31 protein-coding genes are annotated in these 23,739 nt (G+C 70.5%); 20 read left to right on the top strand and 11 right to left on the bottom strand.

The features are described from left to right. Nucleotides 1–62 precede the first annotated feature (62 nt). Nucleotides 63–1,040 carry a mycothiol synthase gene (gene mshD / locus AC3ETA_RS35530; RefSeq protein WP_432197007.1) on the bottom strand — a complete coding sequence of 326 codons (978 nt, stop codon included), beginning with the start codon at nt 1,038–1,040 and terminating at the stop codon, nt 63–65. A gap of 170 nt (nt 1,041–1,210) precedes the next feature. Between mshD and AC3ETA_RS35525 the strand changes: the two genes are divergently transcribed. The 4 genes from AC3ETA_RS35525 to AC3ETA_RS35510 all read left to right on the top strand — a co-directional run bounded on the left by AC3ETA_RS35525 (nt 1,211) and on the right by AC3ETA_RS35510 (nt 5,083). Continuing rightward, nucleotides 1,211–3,025, top strand: a complete 1,815-nt coding sequence (locus AC3ETA_RS35525; RefSeq protein WP_432197006.1) for a bifunctional metallophosphatase/5'-nucleotidase — start codon at nt 1,211–1,213, stop codon at nt 3,023–3,025. Nucleotides 3,026–3,118: 93 nt separating this feature from the next. Next, a complete protein-coding gene (locus AC3ETA_RS35520) occupies nt 3,119–4,321 on the top strand; it encodes an LmeA family phospholipid-binding protein (RefSeq protein ID WP_432197005.1) in 1,203 nt (400 codons plus the stop codon). A 79-nt stretch (nt 4,322–4,400) separates the two neighbouring features. After that, nucleotides 4,401–4,688 carry a hypothetical protein gene (locus AC3ETA_RS35515; RefSeq protein WP_432197004.1) on the top strand — a complete coding sequence of 96 codons (288 nt, stop codon included), beginning with the start codon at nt 4,401–4,403 and terminating at the stop codon, nt 4,686–4,688. Next, entirely contained in the window at nt 4,685–5,083 is a 399-nt protein-coding gene (locus tag AC3ETA_RS35510; protein ID WP_432197003.1) for a hypothetical protein, read from the top strand. Before AC3ETA_RS35515 ends, AC3ETA_RS35510 begins: the two co-directional genes overlap by 4 nt. Before the next feature lie 24 nt (nt 5,084–5,107). Here AC3ETA_RS35510 and AC3ETA_RS35505 read toward each other — a convergent pair whose 3' ends face one another. The 3 genes from AC3ETA_RS35505 to AC3ETA_RS35495 form a co-directional block, all read right to left on the bottom strand. Beyond that, complete coding sequence (locus tag AC3ETA_RS35505) at nt 5,108–5,827, bottom strand: carbonic anhydrase (RefSeq protein WP_432197002.1); 720 nt, start codon at nt 5,825–5,827, stop codon at nt 5,108–5,110. 126 nt (nt 5,828–5,953) lie between these two features. Continuing rightward, nucleotides 5,954–6,265: a hypothetical protein gene (locus AC3ETA_RS35500; RefSeq protein ID WP_432197001.1), complete on the bottom strand. Its 312-nt coding sequence runs from the start codon at nt 6,263–6,265 to the stop codon at nt 5,954–5,956. Further along, nucleotides 6,262–6,405 carry a hypothetical protein gene (locus AC3ETA_RS35495; RefSeq protein ID WP_432197000.1) on the bottom strand — a complete coding sequence of 48 codons (144 nt, stop codon included), beginning with the start codon at nt 6,403–6,405 and terminating at the stop codon, nt 6,262–6,264. The genes AC3ETA_RS35500 and AC3ETA_RS35495 overlap by 4 nt, the downstream gene beginning before the upstream one ends. A gap of 313 nt (nt 6,406–6,718) precedes the next feature. Between AC3ETA_RS35495 and AC3ETA_RS35490 the strand changes: the two genes are divergently transcribed. From AC3ETA_RS35490 to AC3ETA_RS35475, 4 genes are all read left to right on the top strand, one after another. Beyond that, nucleotides 6,719–7,543: a helix-turn-helix domain-containing protein gene (locus AC3ETA_RS35490; RefSeq protein ID WP_432196999.1), complete on the top strand. Its 825-nt coding sequence runs from the start codon at nt 6,719–6,721 to the stop codon at nt 7,541–7,543. Further along, entirely contained in the window at nt 7,540–7,761 is a 222-nt protein-coding gene (locus tag AC3ETA_RS35485; protein ID WP_432196998.1) for a DUF397 domain-containing protein, read from the top strand. Before AC3ETA_RS35490 ends, AC3ETA_RS35485 begins: the two co-directional genes overlap by 4 nt. Nucleotides 7,762–7,997: 236 nt before the next feature. Continuing rightward, on the top strand, nt 7,998–8,345 hold the full coding sequence (locus tag AC3ETA_RS35480) for a DUF6247 family protein (RefSeq protein ID WP_432196997.1): 348 nt from the start codon (nt 7,998–8,000) through the stop codon (nt 8,343–8,345). Beyond that, on the top strand, nt 8,342–8,701 hold the full coding sequence (locus AC3ETA_RS35475; protein WP_432196996.1) for a hypothetical protein: 360 nt from the start codon (nt 8,342–8,344) through the stop codon (nt 8,699–8,701). Before AC3ETA_RS35480 ends, AC3ETA_RS35475 begins: the two co-directional genes overlap by 4 nt. A 30-nt stretch (nt 8,702–8,731) precedes the next feature. On the opposite strand, the gene AC3ETA_RS35470 is transcribed toward AC3ETA_RS35475, so the two are convergent. The 6 genes from AC3ETA_RS35470 to AC3ETA_RS35445 all read right to left on the bottom strand — a co-directional run bounded on the left by AC3ETA_RS35470 (nt 8,732) and on the right by AC3ETA_RS35445 (nt 14,384). Next, nucleotides 8,732–10,165: a HAMP domain-containing sensor histidine kinase gene (locus tag AC3ETA_RS35470; RefSeq protein ID WP_432196995.1), complete on the bottom strand. Its 1,434-nt coding sequence runs from the start codon at nt 10,163–10,165 to the stop codon at nt 8,732–8,734. Beyond that, nucleotides 10,162–10,899 carry a response regulator transcription factor gene (locus AC3ETA_RS35465; protein ID WP_432196994.1) on the bottom strand — a complete coding sequence of 246 codons (738 nt, stop codon included), beginning with the start codon at nt 10,897–10,899 and terminating at the stop codon, nt 10,162–10,164. The genes AC3ETA_RS35470 and AC3ETA_RS35465 overlap by 4 nt, the downstream gene beginning before the upstream one ends. Before the next feature lie 85 nt (nt 10,900–10,984). After that, nucleotides 10,985–11,173: a hypothetical protein gene (locus AC3ETA_RS35460; protein ID WP_432196993.1), complete on the bottom strand. Its 189-nt coding sequence runs from the start codon at nt 11,171–11,173 to the stop codon at nt 10,985–10,987. A gap of 11 nt (nt 11,174–11,184) precedes the next feature. Beyond that, nucleotides 11,185–12,243: a S1C family serine protease gene (locus tag AC3ETA_RS35455; protein WP_432196992.1), complete on the bottom strand. Its 1,059-nt coding sequence runs from the start codon at nt 12,241–12,243 to the stop codon at nt 11,185–11,187. A 211-nt stretch (nt 12,244–12,454) separates the two neighbouring features. Further along, nucleotides 12,455–13,477 (bottom strand): LacI family DNA-binding transcriptional regulator, encoded by a 1,023-nt coding sequence (locus AC3ETA_RS35450; RefSeq protein ID WP_432196991.1) that lies wholly within the window; start codon nt 13,475–13,477, stop codon nt 12,455–12,457. A 127-nt stretch (nt 13,478–13,604) separates the two neighbouring features. Further along, a complete protein-coding gene (locus AC3ETA_RS35445) occupies nt 13,605–14,384 on the bottom strand; it encodes a winged helix-turn-helix transcriptional regulator (RefSeq protein ID WP_432196990.1) in 780 nt (259 codons plus the stop codon). 171 nt (nt 14,385–14,555) lie between these two features. Between AC3ETA_RS35445 and AC3ETA_RS35440 the strand changes: the two genes are divergently transcribed. The 8 genes from AC3ETA_RS35440 (at nt 14,556) to AC3ETA_RS35405 (ending at nt 19,928) form a co-directional block, all read left to right on the top strand. After that, nucleotides 14,556–15,443 (top strand): alpha/beta hydrolase, encoded by an 888-nt coding sequence (locus tag AC3ETA_RS35440; RefSeq protein ID WP_432196989.1) that lies wholly within the window; start codon nt 14,556–14,558, stop codon nt 15,441–15,443. A gap of 63 nt (nt 15,444–15,506) precedes the next feature. Beyond that, nucleotides 15,507–15,761 (top strand): MoaD/ThiS family protein, encoded by a 255-nt coding sequence (locus AC3ETA_RS35435; protein ID WP_432196988.1) that lies wholly within the window; start codon nt 15,507–15,509, stop codon nt 15,759–15,761. Between the two features lies 1 nt (nt 15,762). Continuing rightward, a complete protein-coding gene (locus tag AC3ETA_RS35430; protein WP_432196987.1) occupies nt 15,763–17,061 on the top strand; it encodes a hypothetical protein in 1,299 nt (432 codons plus the stop codon). Between the two features lie 159 nt (nt 17,062–17,220). Beyond that, on the top strand, nt 17,221–17,958 hold the full coding sequence (locus tag AC3ETA_RS35425; protein WP_432196986.1) for an LmeA family phospholipid-binding protein: 738 nt from the start codon (nt 17,221–17,223) through the stop codon (nt 17,956–17,958). A 204-nt stretch (nt 17,959–18,162) separates the two neighbouring features. After that, nucleotides 18,163–18,243: an Ms5788A family Cys-rich leader peptide gene (locus AC3ETA_RS35420; RefSeq protein ID WP_350751515.1), complete on the top strand. Its 81-nt coding sequence runs from the start codon at nt 18,163–18,165 to the stop codon at nt 18,241–18,243. Between the two features lie 127 nt (nt 18,244–18,370). Beyond that, the gene (locus AC3ETA_RS35415) at nt 18,371–19,210 is read left to right on the top strand and encodes a sulfurtransferase (RefSeq protein WP_030957142.1); all 840 of its coding nucleotides are present in this window, start codon (nt 18,371–18,373) and stop codon (nt 19,208–19,210) included. A 63-nt stretch (nt 19,211–19,273) separates the two neighbouring features. Further along, nucleotides 19,274–19,561 (top strand): DUF1416 domain-containing protein, encoded by a 288-nt coding sequence (locus AC3ETA_RS35410; protein ID WP_030957144.1) that lies wholly within the window; start codon nt 19,274–19,276, stop codon nt 19,559–19,561. A 103-nt stretch (nt 19,562–19,664) separates the two neighbouring features. Then, complete coding sequence (locus AC3ETA_RS35405; protein ID WP_030957146.1) at nt 19,665–19,928, top strand: DUF3099 domain-containing protein; 264 nt, start codon at nt 19,665–19,667, stop codon at nt 19,926–19,928. A 40-nt stretch (nt 19,929–19,968) separates the two neighbouring features. Here AC3ETA_RS35405 and AC3ETA_RS35400 read toward each other — a convergent pair whose 3' ends face one another. Then, nucleotides 19,969–20,331 carry a DsrE family protein gene (locus tag AC3ETA_RS35400; protein ID WP_432196985.1) on the bottom strand — a complete coding sequence of 121 codons (363 nt, stop codon included), beginning with the start codon at nt 20,329–20,331 and terminating at the stop codon, nt 19,969–19,971. A gap of 139 nt (nt 20,332–20,470) precedes the next feature. On the opposite strand from AC3ETA_RS35400, the gene AC3ETA_RS35395 reads away from it, so the two are divergent. The 4 genes from AC3ETA_RS35395 to AC3ETA_RS35380 all read left to right on the top strand — a co-directional run bounded on the left by AC3ETA_RS35395 (nt 20,471) and on the right by AC3ETA_RS35380 (nt 23,688). Beyond that, nucleotides 20,471–21,190 (top strand): hypothetical protein, encoded by a 720-nt coding sequence (locus tag AC3ETA_RS35395; protein WP_432196984.1) that lies wholly within the window; start codon nt 20,471–20,473, stop codon nt 21,188–21,190. Beyond that, the gene (locus tag AC3ETA_RS35390) at nt 21,187–22,011 is read left to right on the top strand and encodes a hypothetical protein (RefSeq protein ID WP_432196983.1); all 825 of its coding nucleotides are present in this window, start codon (nt 21,187–21,189) and stop codon (nt 22,009–22,011) included. Before AC3ETA_RS35395 ends, AC3ETA_RS35390 begins: the two co-directional genes overlap by 4 nt. Beyond that, nucleotides 22,008–22,877, top strand: a complete 870-nt coding sequence (locus tag AC3ETA_RS35385) for a hypothetical protein (protein ID WP_432196982.1) — start codon at nt 22,008–22,010, stop codon at nt 22,875–22,877. Before AC3ETA_RS35390 ends, AC3ETA_RS35385 begins: the two co-directional genes overlap by 4 nt. A 235-nt stretch (nt 22,878–23,112) precedes the next feature. After that, complete coding sequence (locus AC3ETA_RS35380; protein ID WP_432196981.1) at nt 23,113–23,688, top strand: heme-binding beta-barrel domain-containing protein; 576 nt, start codon at nt 23,113–23,115, stop codon at nt 23,686–23,688. Nucleotides 23,689–23,739: the final 51 nt, after the last annotated feature.

The following is a 23,739-nucleotide window of genomic DNA, read 5'->3' as shown; positions in this document are numbered from 1 at the left end:
AAAGGGGCGGCGTCAAGGTCGCCGCCCCTTATGGGAGTTATGTCGGTTGTCCGAGCCCGCTGTCAGGTCTCCGTGCGGTACATCAGGTCCGTCTCGTACGTCGTGAACCCGAGCCGCTCGTACACCGACACCGCCGCCTTGTTGTCCGCGTCGACGTAGAGCATCGCCGTGGGCAGCCCCTGGGCCGCCAGGTGCCGCAGGCCGATCGTCGTCAGGGCCTTGCCCAGACCGCCGCCCTGGGCGCCCGGCCGCACCCCGAGGACGTACACCTCGCCGAGCCCTTCCTCCGCGTGGACCTTCGTCCAGTGGAAGCCGACAAGCTCGCCGTCCCGTTCCGCCAGGAAGAACCCGGCCGGGTCGAACCACGGCTCGGCCTTGCGGTCGTCGAGGTCGCGCTGGACGAGGGAACCCTGCTCGGGGTGGTGGGCGAAGGCGGCGGCGTTCACGGCGAGCCAGGCCGCGTCGTCCTGGCCCGGCACGAAGGTGCGGACCGTGACGCCCTCGGGGAGCACCGGGTCCGGCAGGTTCAGATCGGCCAGCGGGCGGCGCATCTGGCGCAGTTCGCGGAACAGGGTGAGGCCGAGGACCTGGGAGAGATGGCGGGCCGCGGAGTGGCCGCCGTGGGCCCACACCCGCAGCCGCTTGCCGGACGCGCCGAGCAGCGCCGCCCCGAGCGCGCGGCCGTGGCCGTGGCCGCGGTGCGAGGGGTGGACGACGAGTTCGGCGGCCGGGGCTTCCACCGGGTCGGTGTCCTCCAGCTGGGCGTAACCGACGAGTTCGCCGGCGACGGTCAGCAGCAGATGCGAGACGCCCTCGCGCTCTCCCGCCCGTCGCCCGCCGGCACCCTCGAACGAGTCGCTGCCCGACGCCATGTGATGGCGCAGCTGGAGCCGGCCCTGTTCGGACACCGCCTGCTGCCCGTCGTTCCGGGCGGCCTCCGCCAGCAGCTCCAGTACGGCCTCGGTCTGCTCGGGGGTGAGCGCGGAGTAGGTCTCGATGGCACGGGTGGGGAGGGGGCGTGCGGTGTCGTCGCTGGTCATGCGTACGAGGGTAAGGGGCGGTCCGGGCAAAGTCCCGGCACGGAAATCAAGGGCGGCGGCAACCTCAGAAGCAACCAGGCTGTAACCCGGAACCCCCTGTCGCGCTACGCGCGTTGACTCTAGGCTGCCGCCCGACGGGGCCATGTCATTCACGACTCACAGGGGGGCGGATGTCAGCCACATCCCACCAGCACAACCGCAGACGCCGTACGTACGCTCTGGTCGCCACCGCCGCGACGCTCGCCACCGCGGGTGCCCTGGCCGCGGCCCTCCCCGCGACGGCGTCGGCGGGCGAGAGCTCCCAGAAGCACGGCGGCGGTCACCACTTCAGCCGCTACCAGGACGTCCAGCTGCTGTCGTTCAACGACCTGCACGGCAACCTGGAGCCGCCGGCCGGCTCCTCCGGCCGGGTCACCGAACTCCAGGCGGACGGCACGACGAAGACCATCGACGCGGGCGGCGTGGAGTACCTCGCCACCCACCTGCGTCAGGCACGCGAGGGCGAGAAGTACTCCATCACCGCGGCCGGCGGCGACATGGTCGGCGCCTCCCCGCTGATCTCGGGCCTCTTCCACGACGAGCCCACCATCGAGGCGCTGAACAAGCTCGACCTGGACATCACCTCCGTCGGCAACCACGAGTTCGACGAGGGCGCCAAGGAGCTGGCCCGCCTCCAGAACGGCGGCTGCCACCCGACGGCCGGCTGCTACACGGACAAGAAGTTCAAGGGCGCCGACTTCCCCTATCTCGCCGCGAACGTCCTCGACGAGAAGAGCGGGCGTCCGATCCTCCGGCCCTACTGGGTGTGGAAGAAGAAGGACGTCAAGATCGGCTTCATCGGCGTGACCCTGGAGGACACTCCGGGCGTCGTCTCCGCCGAGGGCGTCAAGGGCCTGAAGTTCAAGGACGAGGTCGAGACGATCAACAAGTACGCCAGGGTGCTCCAGCGCCAGGGCGTGAAGTCGATCGTCGCGCTGATCCACGAGGGCGGGCAGCCGGCCTCCGGCGCGTACAACTACAACTGCGACTCCCCGGGCGCCGGCGACGGCATCTCCGGCCCGATCGCCGACATCGCCGAGAACATCACGCCGTCCGTGGACGCGCTGGTGACGGGCCACACGCACGCGGCCTACGTCTGCACGATCCCCGACCCCTCGGGCAAGCCCCGCATGGTCACCTCGGCCGCGTCCTTCGGCCGCCTCTACACCGACACGACGCTGACGTACGACCGCTTCACCGGCGACATCGCCCGTACGGCCGTGAAGTCCGCGAACCGCGTGGTCACCCGGGACGTCCCCAAGGCGCCCGACATGACCGAGCTGATCTCGAAGTGGAACACCCTCGCGGCGCCCATCGGCAACCGTGCGATCGGCCACATCTCCGCGGACATCCCCAACGCCGGCACCGAGTCCCCGCTCGGTGACCTGATCGCGGACGCGCAGCTCGCGTACGGCAAGGAGCTGGACCCGGAGACCGACCTGGCGCTGATGAACCCCGGCGGCATCCGGGCGCCGCTGACCTACGCGGCCAAGGGCAGCGAGGGCGACGGCGTGGTGACCTACGCCGAGGGCTTCACGGTGCAGCCGTTCTCCAACACGGTCAACCTCCAGGACCTCACCGGCGCGCAGCTGATCCAGGTGCTCAAGGAGCAGGTCAGCGGCACGAACGCGGCCTCCCCGAAGATCCTCCAGATCTCCTCGGGCCTCACCTACACGCTGGACCTGACGAAGTCGGGCGCGGACCGTGTGGTGACGGACTCCATCAAGCTGAACGGTGCGGCGATCGACCCGGCGGCCACCTACCGCGTCGCGATGAACAACTTCCTCGCGGGCGGCGGCGACGGCTTCACCACGCTGGGCCAGGGCACCAACGACCTCGTCGGCACGGACGACCTGACGGTGCTGGAGAAGTACCTGACGGCCAACTCCTCGGCGACGAACCCGATCCAGCCGCCGGCGGCGGACCGGATCACCGTGGTGCAGTAGTTCAAGAACGAAGTTTGTGACCTGGCGTGAACTAGATCGCAAACCTTCGGTAGCGGTTGCGGGTGGGGGGCGTGTACATGGTCGGATGGGCCGATGCGTTCCCCCCACCACATAACGGCGCATCCCTATCGAAACCCGTATGACGAACTCGGCAGTGCGGACCGTGGTCCGCTGGATGAGTTCCTCGTCGAGGACGTGGATCTGGAAGGGACCCAGGACGACCCCTGGGTCCCGCCCAACCACCGCAAGGGCAGCCGGCGCAAGCGGCGCGGTCGCCTCGCGGGCCTCCCCTTCGCGATGAAGGCGGTCGTCGGGATCCTCGTCGTCGCCGCCTTCCTCACCCTCGCCGACCGCTGGGCGCTGCTGTACGCCGAGCGCAGAGCGGCGGACACTCTCAAGACCCGGCTGAAGCTCACGGCCGCTCCCGAGGTCGAGATCGCCGGCTTCCCCTTCCTCACCCAGCTCGCCGACGAACGGCTGGACTCGGTCAAGGTGACCGTCCCCGACGTCGCCGCCGACCGGATCTCGCTGGCCCAGGTGACGGCGACGGCGAAGGACGTACGGCTGGACACCGACGGCCTGGCCTCGGTGCGCGGCGCCGACGTCCCCCACCTGGAGGGCGACGTCCTGCTCTCCTTCGCCGACCTGAACCGCGAACTCGGCGCGTCCCAGGTGACGTTCACCGGGGAGGGACGCGACCGGGTCCGGGCGCGGGGCACCCTGCCGGTCGCCGGGCACGACCTGCGGCTGCGGGCCGAGGCCCGGATCGTGCGCAGCGGCGACCGCGGCATCGCCACGCACATCGGCGGGATGCGCCTGGACATCGGCGACCTGGCCACGTACCGGCCCGGCGCCCGCACCTCCGAGGGCCTGCACCTCAGCCGCGAGTCGGTGACCCGCCTCTCCCACGAGACCCGCAAGGCGAAGGCGCTGCTGTCCGTCCCGGCGGTGGTACGGCGGCTGGGCGTACCCGACTCCCTCGTCCGCGAGGCGTTGCGCAACGAGTCCAAGCTCACCGACCTGGTCGGCACCCCGCGCTTCCTGCACCGGGCGATGCGCCTGAACCTGATCGACCTGGCCCTGGACCACCCCCGGCTCCTCGCCCTCCTGGGCTTCGACCCCGCCCTCCTGGACGCCCTGCCCCGCCTCACCCGCCCGGTCCTCACCGACCGGCTCTCCCTGGGCTTCCGCCTGCCGGAACCCCCGAGCGGCCGGGTGGCGCTGCGGGACGTGCGGGTGGAGAAGGACGGGATCAGGGTGCGCCTGGAGGGCGCGGACCTGGCGGTGGGGCGCTGATCGCTGTGCGCTTGCACGTCCGGGTGAAGTGGGTCGGGAAACCGGGCACACCCCGTCCTAGTGCGGCTATGGTGAATCTATGGCGGAAACGACGACCATTCAGGTGACCCGACAGGCCCGCGATCACCTCGCACAGGTGGCCAAGGAGCGGGGGATGACTTTGGGGCAGCTTGTCGAGCAGCTGGCCTCGGAACAGCGGACGGCTGAGCAGATCGCCGAGCGCGTGGCGGCCGACCGGCAGGTCGTCCGTGACGTGATCGGCCTCGACATCAGCGATGAGGAGTTCGACAAGGCACCCGATGTGCTGGGCAACATTTACCGGATCGCCGCGGAGAAGGCCCGCATGGCGCATGGGGCTGCTGCGTGATCATTCTCGACACCGGCGCCACCCGTGCCCTCGCACAAGGTCACAAGACGCTGAACATTCTCGCCGGGAACATGGCCCGCACGCCGGGTGACCTGCTCCGCGTACCCGCTGTCTGTCTCACGCAGGTGGAATCGGAAGACGCGGGCGCCGCGGGGCGGGTGCTCGCTTTCTCCTCGGTCGTTGTCGATTCCCTGGACACCGTAGCGTCGGTGAGCGTCGGCACGATGATCCGGGACGGCTTCGGCGGCGCCGATACCTGTCACGCCCTGTACTGCGCCTTGCCACGACCCGAGTTCAACGGGATGTCGATCCTGCTCACCGACCAGGAGGAGGACTACCCACCCGGTGTGGTGACCGTCGACATCGACTCCCCCGGCATGCTCGGCTTCCACTGACTCCGAGCACGCCGGGTCCGGTCGTCAGGAGACCCGGTGGACGCGCTGGGTCGTCAGTTCGTAACGGGCGCCGACGATGGCGAGCTCACCGGACGTCACCTTCGCCGCGAGGTCGGGCTCGGCGGCGAGCCGGGCGCGGACGGCGCGGACGTTGACGTCGATGGTCGAGTCGACGCGGGCGTCGCCCTCCTGCGTGTGATCTATGTTCGGGGCTATCTGGTCGGCGATGTACTGGATATGGGCCGGCAGCGGCTCCCCCGACTCGTCCGCCTCGACGGCGGCCTTCACCGCGCCGCACGACTGGTGCCCGAGCACCAGCACCAGCGGTATGTCCAGCTCCAGCACCCCGTAGGCGACGCTGCCGAGCACGGCCTCGTCCAGCACCTCGCCCGCGGAGCGCACGGTCATCAGGTCACCGAGCCCCTGGTCGAAGACCAGCTCCGGCGGTACGCGCGAGTCGATGCAGCCGAGGACGACGGCGAACGGATGCTGACCCGACGTCAGGCTCTGCCGCACCGCGGGCGACTCGTCGGGGTGGCGCTCGCGGAAGGTGCGCCAGCGCCGGTTGCCCGCGGCGAGCTCACGCAGGGCCTCGTCGGGGGTGCCGGGCCGGTGACGGGAGGGGGTGGTGGGGGTGGCGTGGGCCGTGGCCGTGCCGAGGGCGGCGGTGGCCCCCAGCGCCGTGGCCCCGGTCAGCCCGGCCCGCAGCAGTCCGCGGCGGGTGGGAGCAGGAAGGGTCTTCACGGCAGGGAACGTACGCTCGCAATATCAAGCAGATGTTCGCGTTGCTGAATCATGGCCGGGAGCGGGGAACTCATGATCGACCGTTGGTCGATTCTTGACGTTGTCAGGCGCCCGCCTTGACCTACCTCACCGCTCGTAGCCTCCGGGCCTCGGCTCGGGGTCGGGGATACGTCGGCCTCGGCTGACCGCGACACGGAGCACGTCGTCCAGCGACTCCACGGCCCGGGAGAGCGCGAAGCGGATCGCGCGTTCACCGGCAGCGGGGTCGGCGAGGACGGCCTTGGCACCGGCCACCACCTGCTCGCCCGAGCCGAGTTGGGCCGCTTCGATGTCGTTGGCGAGCCGGGAGAGCGTGCTGTGGTCGCTGTCGGCGCTGAGATAGCAGGGGTTGCCGTCGGGGGTGGTCCAGGGGAGCAGCCGGAGCGCGCGGCCGCTCACCGGGAGACCGCCACCGGGCGGACGGGCCGCGGGGCGGCGTCGATGCCGTAGGCGGCGACCCAGAGGGTGCGACGGCGTTGCAGGATCCGCTCGCGCTCACAGGGGCAGATGCGGGCGGGGCGCCGGGGCTGTACGGCCAACAACCTTGGTTCGGACGGAGGTTGGGGTGGGACCGCCCGGTGTCGTCCCTGGCTCGGCATCAGTACCCGTACGAGTGGAGTCAGTAGCGATCCGATGAGCCGGGCGGTACGTTCGCGCATGTCGGCGGTCTCTCCTTCAGGGCACGCGTCGGCCACGCCCCCGAGCCGAGTGCCATCGGCTGCGGGGGTCTTGTCATGGCGGACAGGTCTGACGAGCGGTGATCACCGTTCGTGTCTTGATGGTCACAGGTGGGACGTACGCTGCGGAAGAGGTTCGGTGTTGTCTGGCGCGCAGACAACGGTGAGGGGTGACGTGGGCGAAAAGGTTGACGCTGAGCCGGTATCCGGGCGGGCGATGCTGGGGCAGACGCTCAGAGTTCTGCGGGAGAAGGCCGGGAAGTCGCTGGGGCAGTTGGCCGACGAGACCGGGTACGAGAAGAGCTACCTGAGCCGGCTGGAGTCCGGGGAGCGGGTGTCCAAGGTGACGGTCATGGAGGACCTGGACGGGTACTACGGCACCGGTGACCTGCTGTTGAGCCACTGGAAGGCGGCTCGGCTGGACGCGTTCAAGGACCGGTACAAGGAGTACATGGCGCTGGAGGCGACGGCCCGGATCATGTGGGTGTTCTCGCCGGGGATTCCAGGTCTTTTGCAGACCGAGGAGTTTGCACGGGGGGTGTTGTCTGGGGCTCAGACAACGGCTGACGGCGATGAGGTCGTCGAGGAGCAGGTGGCGGCTCGGCTCGGACGGCAGTACCTGCTGAGGCAGAGGCCGGAGCCGGAAGTCCGGCTCATCATGGACGAGTTCGCGCTTCGACGGCCTGCTGCCAGCGGCAAGACCTGGCACGACCAGCTGCTTCATCTTGAGGCTGCGGCTCTGTGGCCCAACATGACGCTCCAGGTACTGCCGTTCTCGGCGGGAGCGCACCACCATATGGTCGGGTCGTTGACCCTGCTCTGGCAGAGGGACGGAAGTGCCGTTGCCTACAAGGAGGGCAACGGGTGCAGCCGCTTGATCGAGGATCAGGACGAGGTTCTGCGGCAGCGATTGTCCTACGATCGGCTGCGCGACCTGGCGCTGTCCCCGTCGGATTCGTCGGCGTTCATCAGGGGCGTACTGGAGGAGCACAGATCATGACGCGCACCCCCGATCTCAGCACTGTCGTGTGGCGCAAGTCGAGCTACAGCGAGGGGGGCGCCAATGACTGCCTCGAAGTCTCCGACGACCACCCCGGCATAGTCCCCGTCCGGGACAGCAAGCGCCCGGACGACGGCGCTCTGATCTTCTCTGCATCGTCCTGGTCCGCGTTCATGGCGGGCGTCAAGCGCGGGGCGGATCTGCACGCCGTCGGGTGATGTGGGCGGGAAACCGGGACGCACGTGGGTTCGGGCGGTCACGGTGATCCCATGGCAGAGATCACGACCACCAACGCCTCGGCGGTTCGACCATTCACCACCGATGCGCCTCGGCATCCGAGAGGCTCCGCTCCGGCTCGGCTGTCTCCGGCGGAGCCGGTTCGCGGACGAACCGCGCCGGGACGGTGAGCGCGGATATGGTCGTAGACACGGCACGTCGAAGGAGGAAACCGATCATGGCGTCCCACGCTGCGGAACCCGATGCGGTCGTCCCTCCCATGCCCGAGCGGACCCCGAACGCGCTGCGCAGGGCCATCGCCGAGAACGCCCCCCAACTGCTGCCCGACTTCGACGCGCACTGGAAGCGGGCGATCGGCGACGCATACAACCTCGCTCCGGTGCCTGCGTTCCTCGCCCGTTGGTGGTGTGAGTATGCGATCGCCCGTGATCCGCAGCTGGACGCCCACGTGATCGAGCTCCAGCACCGCGCCGCTGAGTCGACCGACATCGCTGAGGCCAAGGCCCTTCTCGACGAGGTGGCGAAGATCCGCTACAGCACGCGGAATGTGGAGCCCGGGGAGTGACAGAAGAGTTCATGGGGCCGCCTTGGCAGATGGATTGGCGGCTCGATGCCCTCGCAGGCCGTGATGCGCTGCCCGAGCATGTGCGGAAACTGCTTGACGAGGCCCGCGCGGAGCTGGTCACCGCGAAGGACCCGTATTTTCGGGGGATCGACGGCGATGCTGCTCTGCCTTCAGCCATGTACGTCGAGCCGGTGCGGTCCAGCGATCCGAAGGGGCCGCGCATCCTGAGCTTCGACAACCACAACGGCTGGATGATCTATACCTTCATCCGCCGTCCCGAGGATCCGCAGATCCTGGTGTACGAGGTCTTCTGGCAGGGGAGCGCCCCGCCAACACCGCCCCCGACGGGAGAGTAGGCGCTCCGGCCAGTTATCCCCACCGTCTGGTCAGACAACGTCCGGCGGCGGCGTAGGCGCCCCCGGCAGTCGTACCGTCGCCACCGTGCCGCCGCCGTCCGCGTGGGAGAGGGTGACCTGGCCGCCGGCCTGCTCGACAGTGCGGGCCACGATCGACAGGCCGAGCCCCGACCCCGGCAGGGCCCGGGCGCTCGGGGAGCGCCAGAAGCGGTCGAAGACGTAGGGGAGTTCGTCGGCGGGGATGCCGGGACCGTGGTCGCGGACGGTCAGGACGCCGTCGTGCAAGGCGACCTCGACCGTGCCGGACTCGGGGCTGAACTTCACCGCGTTGTCGAGGATGTTGACCACCGCGCGTTCGAGGGCCGCCGGTTCCGCCCGGACGTACCAGGGCTGGATGTCGGCGGTGATCGTCAGCTCGGGGCCGCGGAGCCGGGCCCGGCGCAGGGCCGCCTCGACCGTGTCCTCCAGCGAGATCACCTGGACGCGCTCACCGCGCTGCCCCTCCGAGCGGGACAGCTCCTGCAAGTCGCCGATGAGCGCCGCGAGTTCGGTCATCTGCGCCTTCACCGATGCCAGCAGGGCCTTGCGGTCCGCCTCGGGGATGGGGCGGCCGGTCTCCTCGCTGCGGGTGAGGAGTTCGATGTTGGTGCGCAGTGACGTCAGGGGCGTACGGAGTTCGTGGCCCGCGTCCGCGATCAGCTGTTGCTGGAGCTCACGGGAGCTGGCCAACGCCGAGGTCATGGAGTTGAAGGAGCGCGAGAGACGGGCCACCTCGTCCTCGGCGTCGTCCTCCACCGGGATACGGATGTTCAGGTCCTCGGTGCGGGCGACGTGTTCCACGGCTTCCGTGAGCTTGTCGACGGGGCGGAGCCCGGCACGGGCCACGGCGAGACCGGCGGCGCCCGCGCCGAGCACTCCTACGCCGGAGACGAGGAGGAGGATGAGGGCGAGGTCGTTGAGGGTGGACTCGGTGCCTTTGAGGGGGACCGCGAGCTGCAGGGCGACCCCCCGCCCGTCACTCCCGTCCACGCCCAGGTACCGGGTCAGCACGCGTACGTCGTTGCCGTCATCGTCGGTGCCGTTGCGGAAGTAGAAGTCGCTGCCGTTCGCAGCCTTGATCACGTCCTGGTCGGAGCCGGTGACCTTGATCGTGCCCGGAGAGTTCTGGTCGACGCAGGGGTCGCCCTCCTCCTTGATGGCCTGGACGTAGTCGTTCCGGCCCGGGAACACCTGGGTGTTCTCCTGGGGGTCCTGTGTACAGCTCCGCAGGAGCGAGCCGACCGTGCCGGGGTTTCGCGCCATTTCCTTCAGGTCGCCGTTGAGCTGCTCGTACAGCTTCCCCTGCACAATGAACCAACAGGTCACCGAAACCGCCGCCACCGCGAACGCCACCGCCGCCGCCACCAGCAGCGCCAGTCGGGACCGGATCGGCAGGGAGCGGAACCGGCGCAGGACCTTGCTCACTCGGCGCCGCCCTGTCGCAGGACATAGCCCACGCCCCGCACCGTGTGCACGAGCCGCGGCTCGCCGCCCGCCTCGGTCTTGCGGCGCAGGTACATGACGTACACGTCGAGCGAGTTCGACGACGGCTCGAAGTCGAAGCCCCAGACCGCCTTCAGGATCTGCTCGCGCGTCAGCACCTGGCGCGGATGCGCCATGAACATCTCCAGCAGCGTGAACTCGGTACGGGTCAGCTCCACCGGCCGCCCGGCCCGGGTGACCTCCCGCGTCGCGAGGTCCATGCGCAGGTCGGCGAAGGTCAGCGCCTCGTCCTCGTCGACCGCCCCGGCCCCGGCCGCCGCCGCGTACGAGCTGCGCCGCAGCAGCGCGCGGACCCGGGCGAACAGCTCGTCCAGTTCGAACGGCTTGACGAGGTAGTCGTCGGCCCCGGCGTCCAGCCCGGTGACGCGGTCGCCGACCGTGTCGCGGGCCGTCAGCATCAGGATCGGCGTGGTGTCACCGGCGCCGCGGATGCGGCGGGCGGCGGTCAGGCCGTCCATGCGGGGCATCTGGATGTCGAGGACGACGAGGTCGGGCCGGTAGACGGTCGCCTTCTCCAGCGCGTCCGCGCCGTCGACCGCGACCTCGGTGTCGTACCCCTCGAAGGCGAGGCTGCGCTGAAGTGCTTCGCGTACCGCGGGTTCGTCGTCGACGATCAGGATGCGCTGGGGGTCACGGTCGCCATCGGCGGGGCTCATGGGCTCGGGTCCTCGGGTGCGGTGGGAACGGGGGGCTGGCCGGGGGAGGGCCGATCGGCTCGAACGCCTTCAGCCTCGCACGTTCTCAGCCTCGTACGGTACGGCGGCGGGTGCGGGTGCCGGCCGTGCGACGACCCGCGCGGGGGCGGGCGGTCGCCAGCTCCGGCGCCCGGGACGGAGCCGTCGGCGCGTGCAGGGCGCCGGCGACCTCCAGGGCCAGGGCGAGGTCGGCCGGGCCGACGCGGGTCGCGGTGTGCTGCGCCTGCTTGATCATGACGTGCTCCTTCAGTTCTGCGAGCCCGAGCGCAAGGTGTCGAGGTCGGCCTTGACCGTGTTGATCGGGATCGCGAAGCCGAGGCCCACGCTGCCCGCGTCGGACGAGCCCGAGCCGGCCGCCGAGTACATCGCCGAGTTGATGCCGATGATGTTGCCGTTCATGTCGATCAGCGCGCCGCCGGAGTTGCCGGGGTTCAGGGACGCGTCGGTCTGGAGCGCCTTGTACGTCGTCGTGGACGAGCCGGTGTCGCCGTTGAACTGCCGACCTCCGAACTCGAACGGCCACTGCCCGTTGCCGCCGCCCCCCTGCTGCTGCCCCTCGTCCGTGGAGACGGTGACGTCACGGTTGAGCGCGGAGACGATGCCGCTGGTGACGGTGCCGGTCAGGCCCTCGGGAGAGCCGATCGCCACGACCTCGTCGCCGACCTGGACCCCGTCGGAGTTGCCGAGGGTGGCCGCCGTCAGCCCGGAGGCGTTCTGCAGCTTGATCAGCGCCAGGTCCTTGCTGCTGTCGGTGCCCACGACGTCGGCCGTGTACGACTTGCCGTCGCTCGTCGTCACCTTGACCTGGGAGGCGCCGGAGACGACGTGGTTGTTGGTGATGATCTCGCCGTCGCCGGTGATGATCACGCCGGAGCCGGTGGAGGAACCGGCGTTGGACTGGGCGTTGATCTCGACGATGCTCGGGCTGACCGCCTTGGCGACCCCGGAGACCGTGCCCTTCTGGCTGGAGGGGACGACGTTGGCGCTGGTGGAGCTGGAGGCGGCGACGGTGTCGTTGCCGGTGAGCTCCTGGATGCCGTAGGCCGTGCCGCCGCCGATCGCCGCGGCGACGATGGCCACGGCGGCGAGGAGGGCGACGGGCCCGCGGGGCCGGCGCCGCGACCTGGGCGACTGGGCGACCGGCTCGGTGAGGAGGGTGGTGGGGGCTTCGCCGGCAGTGGCCCGGTGCGTCGGCTGGTGTGCCGGCGGGGGCGGCCACTCGGGGTTCACGGGAGAGGAGGCGTGCTGCTGGGCGCCCTGGTACGGGTTCTGGTGATCGCCGCTGCGGCGGAAGCTCTCGGTCATGACAACGAGCTTGTCGCCCGACCATGAGAGCTTCCTGAGTGCCGGCTGAGAAGCCCGGCAGAAGGTCGTATGCCCGATGTAAAGACGCCTCTGGCGGCGGCCCGAGCCTTCTCAGAATGGCTTCATGGAAGCGCCCCGTCAGGGGCGCGGGGAACTGCGCGACCAGCCACACACAACCGGCAGCCGCCACATCACAGGGCTCCCCGAGCCCTCACGCGCACCCGCACGACCGCCGCGCGACCAGCCGCGACGGAAACACCTTCAACCGCTCCCGCCGCGAACCCGCGACCCGCAACCCGTCGTCCAGCACCAGATCCACCGCGGCCCGAGCCATGGCCGAGCGGTCCGACGCGATCGTCGTGAGCGGCGGATCAGCCAGCGCCGCCTCCTTGATGTCGTCGAACCCGGCGACGGCCAGCTCCCCCGGCACATCGATCCGCAGCTCGCGCGCCGCGCGCAGCACGCCGATGGCCTGGTCGTCGGTGGAGCAGAAGATCGCGGGCGGACGCTTCGGCCCGGCCAGCAGGTCCAGCGCTATGCGGTACGCGTCGTAGCGGTTGTACGGCGCCTCGAACAGCCGCCCCTCCGTGGGGATCCCCGCCTCCGCCATCGCGCGCCGCCAGCCCTCGACGTGGTCGGAGACCGGGTCGCCGACCGCCGGGGTCTCCGCGGTGCCGCCCATACAGGCGACGTAGTCGTAGCCGTGCTCGATCAGGTGGCGTACGGCGAGCTGGGCGCCGCCCAGGTCGTCGGTGACGACGGCGACGTCGTCGATGGCCTCGGGCCGCTCGTGGAGCAGGACGACCCGGGCGTCCCAGGCCTCGATCTCGGCGGCGGCCAGGTCGTTCAGCGCGTGCGAGACGAGGATGAGCCCTGAGACCCGCATGCCGAGGAACGCCCGCAGATAGTGGACCTCGCGCTCGCCGACATAGTCGGAGTTGCCGACGAGGACCATCTTTCCGCGCTCGGCGGCGGCCCACTCGACCGCGTGGGCCATCTCCCCGAAGAAGGGCTGGCGCGCGTCCGGGACGATCAGGCCTATGAGATCCGTGCGCCGCGAGGCCATCGCCTGGGCGACCCGGTCGGGCCGGTAGCCCAGTTCCTTGATCGCGGCGAGAACGCGCTCGCGCGTGGCCGGGGCGACCGGCCGGGGTCCGTTGTTGATGACATAACTGACGACGGCAGTCGACGTACCTGCCAGCCGCGCAACGTCATCGCGAGTCACCTTGGCCACGCGCGGAGTCTACGCGGATGGACCCCTTCTGGGCAGGGCGTGAAGGAGCTCCCTTGGCGCCCTGCGGTCGCTCTCCCGGTGCGAAAGGGACGCCCGGAAGCGGTGCCCGGGCGTCCGTCCCGCCTTTCTACGCCTCGGCCCGGACCTCGGCGCCCTCCCGGGCGTCCGCCTCGTCCGCATCTTCCGGCTTTGCCTGGGCTGCCTTGGCCTTTGCCTCCTCGGCGGCCCGGTCGACCTTCTCCGGGGTAACGAATCGATAACCGACGTTGCGGACGGTTCCGATCAGCGACTCGTGCTCGGGCCCGAGCTTGGCGCGCAGCCGTCGTACGTGGACGTCGACCGTGCGGGTGCCGCCGAAGTAGTCGTAGCCCCAGACCTCCTGGAGCAGCTGGGCGCGGGTGAAGACGCGGCCCGGGTGCTGGGCGAGGTACTTCAGGAGCTCGAACTCCTTGAAGGTGAGGTCGAGGACGCGGCCCTTGAGCTTGGCGGAGTACGTCGCCTCGTCGACCGACAGGTCGCCGTTGCGGATCTCCATGGGGGAGTCGTCGTTGACGATCTGCTGGCGGCCCATGGCGAGCCGCAGCCGTGCCTCGACCTCGGCCGGGCCGGCGGTGTCCAGCAGGACGTCGTCGATGCCCCAGTCGGCGGTGACGGCGGCCAGGCCGCCCTCGGTGACGACGAGGACGAGCGGACAGCCGGGGCCGGTCGAGCGCAGCAGCTGACACAGGCTGCGCACCTGAGGGAGGTCGCGGCGGCCGTCCACGAGGATGATGTCGGCGCCCGGGGTGTCGACGAGGGCGGGTCCTTCGGCCGGGGCCACCCGCACGTTGTGCAGGAGCAGGCCGAGTGCCGGGAGCACCTCCGTCGACGGCTGGAGGGCGTTGGTCAGGAGCAGCAGAGAACTCATACGTCTGGTTCCTCCTCGGTCCCTGCGAGGACGTGGGCGGTACGGATCTGCTCTGCGATCCCGAAGGCCCCGTACACCTGCGGTTTCCCGCTTCGTATACAACGCTTCCGAAAGCACAAAAGGACCCGGGGGCTGCGCTGCCCGAGTCCTCTGTCCAGCAGAATAGCCGACATGGGCGCTGACACGGCAGGTCATGTGGCACGATCTACGGTTCGTCCGAACTCTGAGACGACCAGACGTACACCTATGCGGACGTTTCTGTACACCGACGACGGGGTGACGATCGATTCCGTATACGACCCTGCGGCGGTCGTATACGACGCCTCCCGTCCATCTTCCGGTGACCTGGCGTTCGTCGTCGCCCACGGCTTCACCGGCGACGTGGACAAGCCCCATGTGCGGCGGGTGGCGGAGGCCCTCACCCCGCACGGCGCTGTCGTCACCTTCTCCTTCCGCGGCCACGGCGCGTCCGGCGGGCGCTCCACGGTCGGGGACCGCGAGGTGCTCGACCTGGCCGCCGCGGTGCGCTGGGCCCGCGAGCTCGGGCACCCGCGCGTGGCGACCGTCGGCTTCTCCATGGGCGGCTCGGTGGTGCTGCGGCACGCGGCGCTGTACGGCCGTACGGGTGTGGGCGACGCCGAGATCGGGTCGTCCGGCCGGGGCGGGGCGGGCACGGACGCGGTGGTGTCGGTGAGTGCTCCCGCGCGCTGGTACTACCGGGGCACGCCCCGGATGCGCCGGCTGCACTGGCTGGTGACCCGGCCCGAGGGGCGTCTGGTGAGCCGGTACGGATTCCGTACCCGGATCCATCACCGCGGCTGGGACCCGGTGCCGATGTCGCCGGTGCAGGCGGCGGGGCACATCGCCCCGACGCCGCTGCTGATCGTGCACGGCGACGTCGACGGCTACTTCCCGCTCGACCACCCCCGCATGCTGGCCGACGCGGCCGGTGACCACGGCGAACTCTGGCTGGAGCCCGGCATGGGTCACGCCGAGCACGCGGCCGCCGACGACCTGCTGGCCCGGATCGGGGACTGGGCCGCCGGCCGGGCGGGCTAGCCTGGTCGCTGCTCACCGGCCGGCGCTTCCCGGCGGTGATCACGTCGATCGATTGAGGAACAGATGGCAAAGGTCACGGTGCGCTACTGGGCCGCCGCGAAGGCCGCCGCCCAGGTCGCCGAGGAGCCGTACGACGCGGCCACGCTCGCCGAGGCGCTCGACGCGGTGCGTGCGCGACACCCCGGGGAACTGACGCGCGTACTGCTGCGATGCTCGTTCCTCGTCGACGGTGACCCCGTGGGCACCCGCGGACATGAGACGGTACGGCTGGCCGACGGCGGCACGGTCGAGGTGCTCCCGCCGTTCGCAGGAGGGTGAGATGACCAACCAGCCGTATGAGGGCGAGAACGAGGGCTACGACCCCTACCGGCGGCAGGTGCCGCAGGGGTGGCCGGCCCAGCAGCAGCCGTACGACGATCCGCAGGCGGCCCAGCAGTACACGCAGCAGTGGCAGGGGCAGACCTGGGAGACCCAGGTGCACCAGCCGGTGACGCCGGCCCCGGAGGAGGAGACGGCCGGTCTGCCGCCGCAGGACGGCACGGCGGGGCCGTACGCCGGCTACCAGGGCGCCGGGCAGTACCAGGGCGGGGACCAGCAGGGCGCGTATGCCTCCGGCTATCAGACGGGCGGCTGGGACGGCACGGGCCAGGTTCATGCCGGACAGCAGCAGGCGCACGCCGGGCAGCAGTACGGCGGGCCGCAGCAGCAGGCTCATGCCGGGCAGCAGCACGTCCAGGCTCAGCCGCACGCGCACGCGCACGCGCACGCACAGCCCCAGCCCCAGCCCCAGGCGCCTCGGTCCGGCTCCGAGGCCGGGCAGGGCGACCAGGACGGCTACGGCCCCGCGACCCTCGCCGGGAACTCCCGGGTCACCGACGCCCAGCGGGCCCGGCAGGAGGGCCGTTCCCCGATCATCGAACCGGGGATGCAGCCGGCCGGGCTCACGGCGCTGCTCGGGCTGCTGCTCGCGGTGGCGGCGGCGATCGGGCCGTACGCACTGCTCGTGCCCTTGGTCGCCCTCCAGGCCGTGACGGCGGCCGGCTGGTTCCGGCTGAACGGCATGTGGCCCGCCCGGCAGGGCATCGCGCTCGCCTTCGCGGGGGCGGTCACGGCGGACATCGCGCTGCTCGCCTCCGACCATGCGCCCGCGGCCATCCTGGGCACGCTCGGCGTCTGGGTCCTGCTGACCCTGGTCCTCCAGCTCCGCTCGCACGCCGACCCGGACGAGCGGATGTACGGCCTGATGGCGACGGTGGCCTCGGCGGCCCTGTCGATCGTCGCGGCCGGATATCTCGCGGCCGAGGCGGACGCGGTGACCGTCGGCGCGGTGGCGGTCGCCGTCGCGGTCGTGGTCCGCGCGCTGCCGTTGCCGGCACCGGCGTCCGTGGCGGCCGCGCTGCTCGCGGGCGTGGGCGCCGGGGCCGTGGTCGGCGCGATGACCGGGGTCGGGTCCGGCGGGGCGCTGCTCGGCGGGGGCGCGGCGCTCTGCGCGCTCATCGGGCACCGTGTCGCCAGCTACGACTACCCCTCGCGCTTCGTCCACTTCACGGCGGGCGTCGCCCTGCCGCTGGCCGCCGCGGCGCCCGCGGTGTACGTCCTCGGGCGGGCGCTGGGCTGAGACGCAAGGGCCCGGCCTGTCACAGGTGATCGACAATCTCGCGGCCGGGCCGCACCCCGGGGTTACCCTCGCGCTGGACGGCCACCCGGTCGTCCGAAGACCGTCGTCGTCCGTCACCCGAGTGGTCGGCGACCGCTCAGGTGGGGGGAAGACCACAACATGCGTGCCCTGCGGATCCTGCTCATAGTCGTCGTGATCCTGGGCGGCCTGTTCGTGCTGGCCGACCGGCTCGCCGTCGGGTTCGCCGAGGACGAGGTCGCCGCGAAGGTCCAGAGCCGCGAGAACCTCGCCGCCGCCCCTGACGTGTCCATCAAGGGCTTCCCGTTCCTCACCCAGGTCGCGAGCGGCTCGCTGGACGACGTCGAGCTCGGCATGAAGGGCTTCGAGGCCACCGCCGGCGCCGAGGGCAAGTCGATCCGGATCGACGACCTCAAGGCGAACATGAAGGGCGTCGAGTTCTCCGGCGACTACAGCTCCGCCACCGCCGCGACCGCGACCGGCACCGCGTCCGTGAGCTACGCGGAACTGCTGAAGACGGCGAAGTCCGAGCCCACCCAGGTCGCCCCCGGCGTCACCGCCAGCGTCGTCGGCCTGTCCGACGGCGGCAGCGGCAAGATCAAGGTCGCCGTCGAGGCCACCGTCCTCGGCACCAAGCTGCCCGAGCCGGTCTACGTCCTGAGCTCGGTCTCCGCCCAGGGCGACACCGTGCGGGTGAAGGCCGACACCCTGCCGAACTTCGGCGGCGCCGAGATCGCCGAGAGCCGCGCCCGCGCGATCACCGACTTCGAGCAGAAGATCGACGGGCTGCCCGGCGGTATCCAGCTCGACGGCGTCCAGGCGGCGAAGGACGGCGTCGAGATCACGGTGAAGGGTTCGGACGTCCGCCTCGCCGGGTAGTACGGCGCGGGCGGTGGACAAAGGACGCGCGTCCAATTGGCGAGACGGCGTCGTCCGTACCGTAGATGTGACACGCGGAGCAGGCGGCCGGAAGCCGTGCCGCGGCAGCCCCCACGGCTTCTCCATCCCACATCCCGGACGATCGTGTCTCAGAATACGACACACCGGTGACACGCCCGCCTGTCGCTCCCTACGATCGAGGTCATGAAGCGACAGGCGGATCTCACGAAGCGGCGGGCAGTAGACCTCTGCCGCGTTGCCGCCATGCTCTGTCGCCCCTTCTGAGCGGAAGCTCCGACTTCCGCGTTTCCCCCCGCCCTGACCAGGGCACAGGTGCGCCGTCCCGGCATGAGCCCGCGCACCCCCTCGCACTCGCACGCCCCGCCGCAACTGCCCCGGAGGAGAGAAGAGCATGAGCCGCAGCGACGTCCTCGTCGACGCCGACTGGGTCCAGGAGAACCTGGACAACCCCGCGATCGCGATCGTGGAGGTGGACGAAGACACGTCCGCCTACGAGAAGAACCACATCAAGAACGCGATCCGCATCGACTGGACCAAGGACCTGCAGGACCCGGTCCGCCGTGACTTCATCGACCAGGAGGGCTTCGAGAAGCTCCTGTCGGCGAAGGGCATCGCCAACGACACGCTGGTGATCCTCTACGGCGGCAACAACAACTGGTTCGCGTCCTACGCCTACTGGTACTTCAAGCTCTACGGCCACGAGAACGTCAAGCTTCTCGACGGCGGCCGCAAGAAGTGGGAGCTGGACGCCCGCGAGCTGGTCGAGGAGGTCCCGGAGCGTGCCGAGACCGTCTACAAGGCCAAGCCGCAGAACACCGCCATCCGCGCCTTCCGCGACGACGTCGTGGCGGCCATCGGTTCGCAGAACCTCGTCGACGTCCGTTCGCCCGACGAGTTCTCCGGCAAGCTGCTCGCCCCGGCCCACCTGCCGCAGGAGCAGTCGCAGCGTCCGGGCCACGTCCCGTCCGCCCGCAACATCCCGTGGTCGAAGAACGCCAACGACGACGGCACCTTCAAGTCGGACGACGAGCTCAAGGAGCTCTACGCCGAGGAGCAGGTCGACCTGGCGAAGGACACCATCGCCTACTGCCGTATCGGTGAGCGCTCCGCGCTGACCTGGTTCGTGCTGCACGAGCTGCTCGGCGTGGAGAACGTCAAGAACTACGACGGCTCCTGGACCGAGTACGGCAGCCTGGTCGGCGTCCCGATCGAGCTCGGCGCCAACAAGTAACCAACCCTCGCAGGCAAACCCGACCGGCCTTCCTTCCGGTCAGACCCCAATCTGGAGAAAGACATGTGTGGAGCGAAGGCCGGCGGCCCCGACGCCTCGACGATCAAGCCCGGTGAGACCACCATCCAGGGTCAGGTGACCAAGGACGGCGAGCCGGTCGTCGGTTACGTCCGACTGCTGGACTCGACCGGCGAGTTCACCGCGGAGGTCCCCACCTCCGCCACGGGCCAGTTCCGCTTCTACGCGGCGGAGGGCACCTGGACCGTCCGCGCCCTGGTCCCCGGCGCCACCGCCGACCGCACGGTCGTCGCGCAGCACGGCGGCCTCGCGGAGGTCGCGATCGCGGTCTGAGGCGACTTTCGGTCCTGAAGGGCCGCATCCCGTGGGTTGGACGCCGGGGATGCGGCCCTTCGGCATGCCCGCGGCCTCTCGGCCGCGGGCCTACGCTGGATGTATGTACGCGCGGCGACGTCACCTCTACTTCGCCATGATGGGGACGTGCATCGCCCTCTTCGTCCTGGCGTGGGGCGTGGTGCGCCTGTGGTCGATCCCGGTGGCCGTGGGCATGTGCGTGGTCGCCATGGTCATCCCGCCGCTCGCCGCGATGGTCGCCAACCGGCGGGGGCCGGAGGACCGCTGGTGGGACGACCCCTCCGGCGACCCGAAGTCCGACGAGTGGTGGGACGAGCTGGACGGCAAGAAGCGCCCCCACCCGTGAGCGCCTCCACCCGCAAGCGCCCCACCCCGTAGGGGCCGTCTCAGTAGACGAGCGCCTGCGTCCCGTCCGCCATCGCCTCCTGCACGAAGACCTGCGCGCCCGCGATACGGACGCCCTCGATGACGTCCTTCTCCGTGATGTCCCGGCGGGCCGCGCACTGGGTGCACAGGGTGAGCCGGCCGGCCGCGAGGACGGCGTCGATGAGGTCGGGGAGCGGGGCCGCGTGCGGCAGTTCGAACTCGGCGGCCCGGCCCGGGAGGGCGAACCAGGCGGACTCGCCGGTCAGCCAGAGGGAGACGTCCACGCCACTGGCCACGGCCACCGCCGCGACCGTGAACGCCTGTGAGCAGCGTTCGGGGGCATCGGCCCCCGCCGTCACCTTGATCACCAGCTTCTTCGCCATGGCTGAATCGTAATCAAGCCTCCTACAACCTCGGGCGTCACCCGTGGGTCACCTGTGCGCCATACGGAAAGCGCACTCACGTTCTGTGGGGGACGTCTTGGAAGCACCCGAAGAAGAGATCTCTGACGAAGTGGGAGAGGTGGGACAGGTCAAACGCCGCCGACGCGGTCGTACGACGCTGCTGATCGCTGGAGCCGCCGTGCTCGGGCTCGTCGCCGGGACGTGTGCCGGCTACCTCATTCAGGCCGGCCGCGCGCCCACGAAGCTGCCCCCGCTCTCCCAGCCGACGCTGACCCAGGCCAGGGGCGAGGCGCCCGAGCGGCTGTCCGCCGCCCAGGACGCCCGGGTGCGGACCGAGGGCGACCTGCGCAAGCTGCTGCTGAAGAAACCGGCCGGGGCCAAGGACGTCGACTGGCTGGAGGGCGAGGACGGCTGGATGGACATGGCCGCCTACGCAGACACCTTCGAGGACCCGGACGGAGTCTTCGACGAGCTCGTCGCCGCCGAGTTCCGCCGCGCGGCCGTCACCGGCTGGTCCGTCGGCTCCTCGTACACCGTGGAGATCCGACTGGTCCAGTACCGGCAGGAGGAGCACCGCAGCGCGGCCGGTGCGGTCAAGGAAGAGCAGTACTGGCTGGAGTCCCAGGACACCGAGAACCGGCCGATCCCCGGCACCGGGAACGGCATGGTATACGTCCACGACAAGCCCGAGGCCGAGCCGGGCTACCTGCCGATGTACTCGGCGGAAGCGCACGCCTCGCGTGGTGACATCGCCCTGCAGATCTGGCTCTACGGCACCAGGCCGATCAAGCAGAAGACTGTCATGGACCTGGCCGAGCGACAGATGGAGCGGCTGTGAGTGACAACCAGAACGAGGCCGTTCCGGTCGAGCCCGCCCCCGAGCCACTGCCCGCCCCCGTCGCCCCGCCCGCCGAGAAGCCCCGCCGCAAGGGCCGTGTCGCCGCGCTGGCCGGGTCCCTGCTGCTGGTCGGAGCCGTCGTCGTGGGCGTCGGACACACTGTCGTGACCGTGCGCGACGCCGATCTGGACGCGGGAGCCCCGCTGTGGAAGCTCCCGGCCGGAAAGGCCGGTGACACCAAGGCGGCGAGCGCGTCCGGGCTGGCCGGGATGCTGGTGCCGTACGGCACCGACGGCTGGGTCCGTGGGCCGGACCTCGGAGAGTTCGGCTCGGACGCGTCGCTCAGCGGACCCCAGGCCATGGCGCTGCAGCGGGAGTCGCTGAGCGATCTGCCCCGGTCGCAGCGGCGGAAGCTGGAGAAGGAGTTCGACAAGCTGCGGCTGAAGGGCATGGCGATGCGCAGCTACCTCAGCGTGAGCGCCGCCGATGACGGCGACGGGGCCATCGCCCTGTCCATCGTGCTGAGCCAGATGGAGAACTCGGCCGCGGTCCGGAACATGGCGACGGTCCAGAGCGAGTTCCTGGAGGCCCTGGACATCTTCCGCAAGGGCCCCGCGATCAAGGGCCACAAGAACGCCAGGTGCTTCCTGCCGCCCAAGGACGCCGACAGCGCACTCGACGCCATGTTCTGCTCCGCCTATGTCGGAAACATCCTGGTCACCGCCACAGCGGAGGCGGGGAAGCCACTCGACACCAAGGAGGCCGCGGTGCTGCTGCGCACCCAGCTCGACCGCATCGCCGAGCCGGGAGAGGCCGTATGAGCGAGACGAGCCGGAAGGCCGGGCAGCAGCCGCCCGTGGATCCCGTCCTGCCCGGGGAACCGCTGCTCACACCGCCCGCCCCGGACGGGCCCCCGGCGGCGAAGGACCGCCGTGTCCTGCGCGCCGTCCTGCGCTGGACCGCGGCCGTCGTCGCCTGCGCGGCGGTCGGGGCCGGTTCGGCGTACGGGATCACGCGGATGGAGCGGACGGACGTACCGGGCCTGGCGACCGAGTCGGACGGGCGCTGGGAGTACCCGAGGCTGACGAAGCCGCCGCTGCCCTCCGGCAGCCCGGGACCCCTCGCCGAGGCGAACACCGGCGGCGCCCACTACGCCGATCTGCGCGCCTTGGTGCTGCCCGCCCCCGAGGGCGCTCAGGAGGACAAGGCGCTACGGGGTGCGGCCGGCTGGCTGGCGACCGGGGACTTCCTCGCGGAGTACCGGGACAAGGAGGAGCGCGCGGAGCTGCGGCAGAAGCTCGTCGACAACGGGCTGCGCCATGTCGCCGCCCGCGGCTGGACCACAAAGGACGGCACGCACACCCGCGTCTACCTGCTGCACTTCGGCACCGCGGCGGTCACGGACGGCCTGTTCACCGAGCTTGCCGTGTTCAGCGGCCCGACCTACACCGTGCGCGGCACCGACCCCTTCGCGTCCGGCTTCGACGAGGGCTTCGCGAAGGTGCCCCTGCCGGACGGCACCGGGCGGATGGCCTACGTCGAGCTCGCACCGGGCGCCGAACAGGTCCGCCAGGCGTATGTGAGCGCCGGTGACGTCCTCGCGGTGATCATCCAGTCCCGGAAGGGCAAGGCGCACGCCGTTCCCTTCCAGCAGACGGTGGTGCTGCAGACCCAACTGCTCGGCTGACCCCGCGCGGGTCCGTGAGGGCGTACCTCACAAGAAGGGCCGGTCCCCGGCCGCGTAAGCTGGGGCCCGGCCCTGTACGTACCGCTCAACCTCCGCTCATCGAGGAGCACCCCGTGGAGATCTTCTTCGAAGCCCTGCTGGCCCTGGTCTGCGTCGGCGTCCTCGCCTTCGCCGGCCTGACCGTGAAGAAGCTGTACCAGGGCCAGCGCTGACCCACGTCTAGGAAACGCCGCTCATGATCGAGATTCCGTCCGACCTCCACAAGGACCTCGTCCCGCTCGCCTTCCTGCTCGGCAACTGGGCCGGCGCCGGCGTGCACGACTTCCCGGGCTCCGAGAAGTGCAACTTCGGGCAGGAGGTCACCTACACGCACGACGGCCGTGACTTCCTGGAGTACCAGTCCCACACCTGGGTGCTGGACAACGACGGGAACAAGGTCCGTCCCCTGGAGTCCGAGCACGGCTTCTGGCGCATCGACGCCGACCGCAAGGTCGAGGTGACGATGGTCCGCGACGACGGCGTCGTCGAGATCTGGTACGGCGAGATGGCCGACAAGAAGCCCCAGATCGACCTGGTCACGGACGCCGTGGCCCGCACGGCCGCCTCCGGTCCCTACAGCGGCGGCAAGCGGCTGTACGGCTACGTCAAGAGCGACCTGATGTGGGTCGGCGAGAAGCAGACCCCCGAGGTCGAGCTGCGCCCCTACATGTCGGCCCACCTGAAGAAGGTCGTCACCCCGGAGGACGTCGAGCGCTGGGCCAAGGCCCTGCCGGACGACATGCCGGACGACGGCATCGCCTTCTTCAAGTAGGTGCCCGACTTTCAGAAGCCGGCATCCGGCGAAGTGGCTCTAGACTTTCCG

It is taken from the genome of Streptomyces sp. bgisy027, assembly GCF_057710365.1.
Note: the sequence above shows the minus strand (reverse complement) of the source record. Positions and strands in the feature narration are given on the sequence as shown.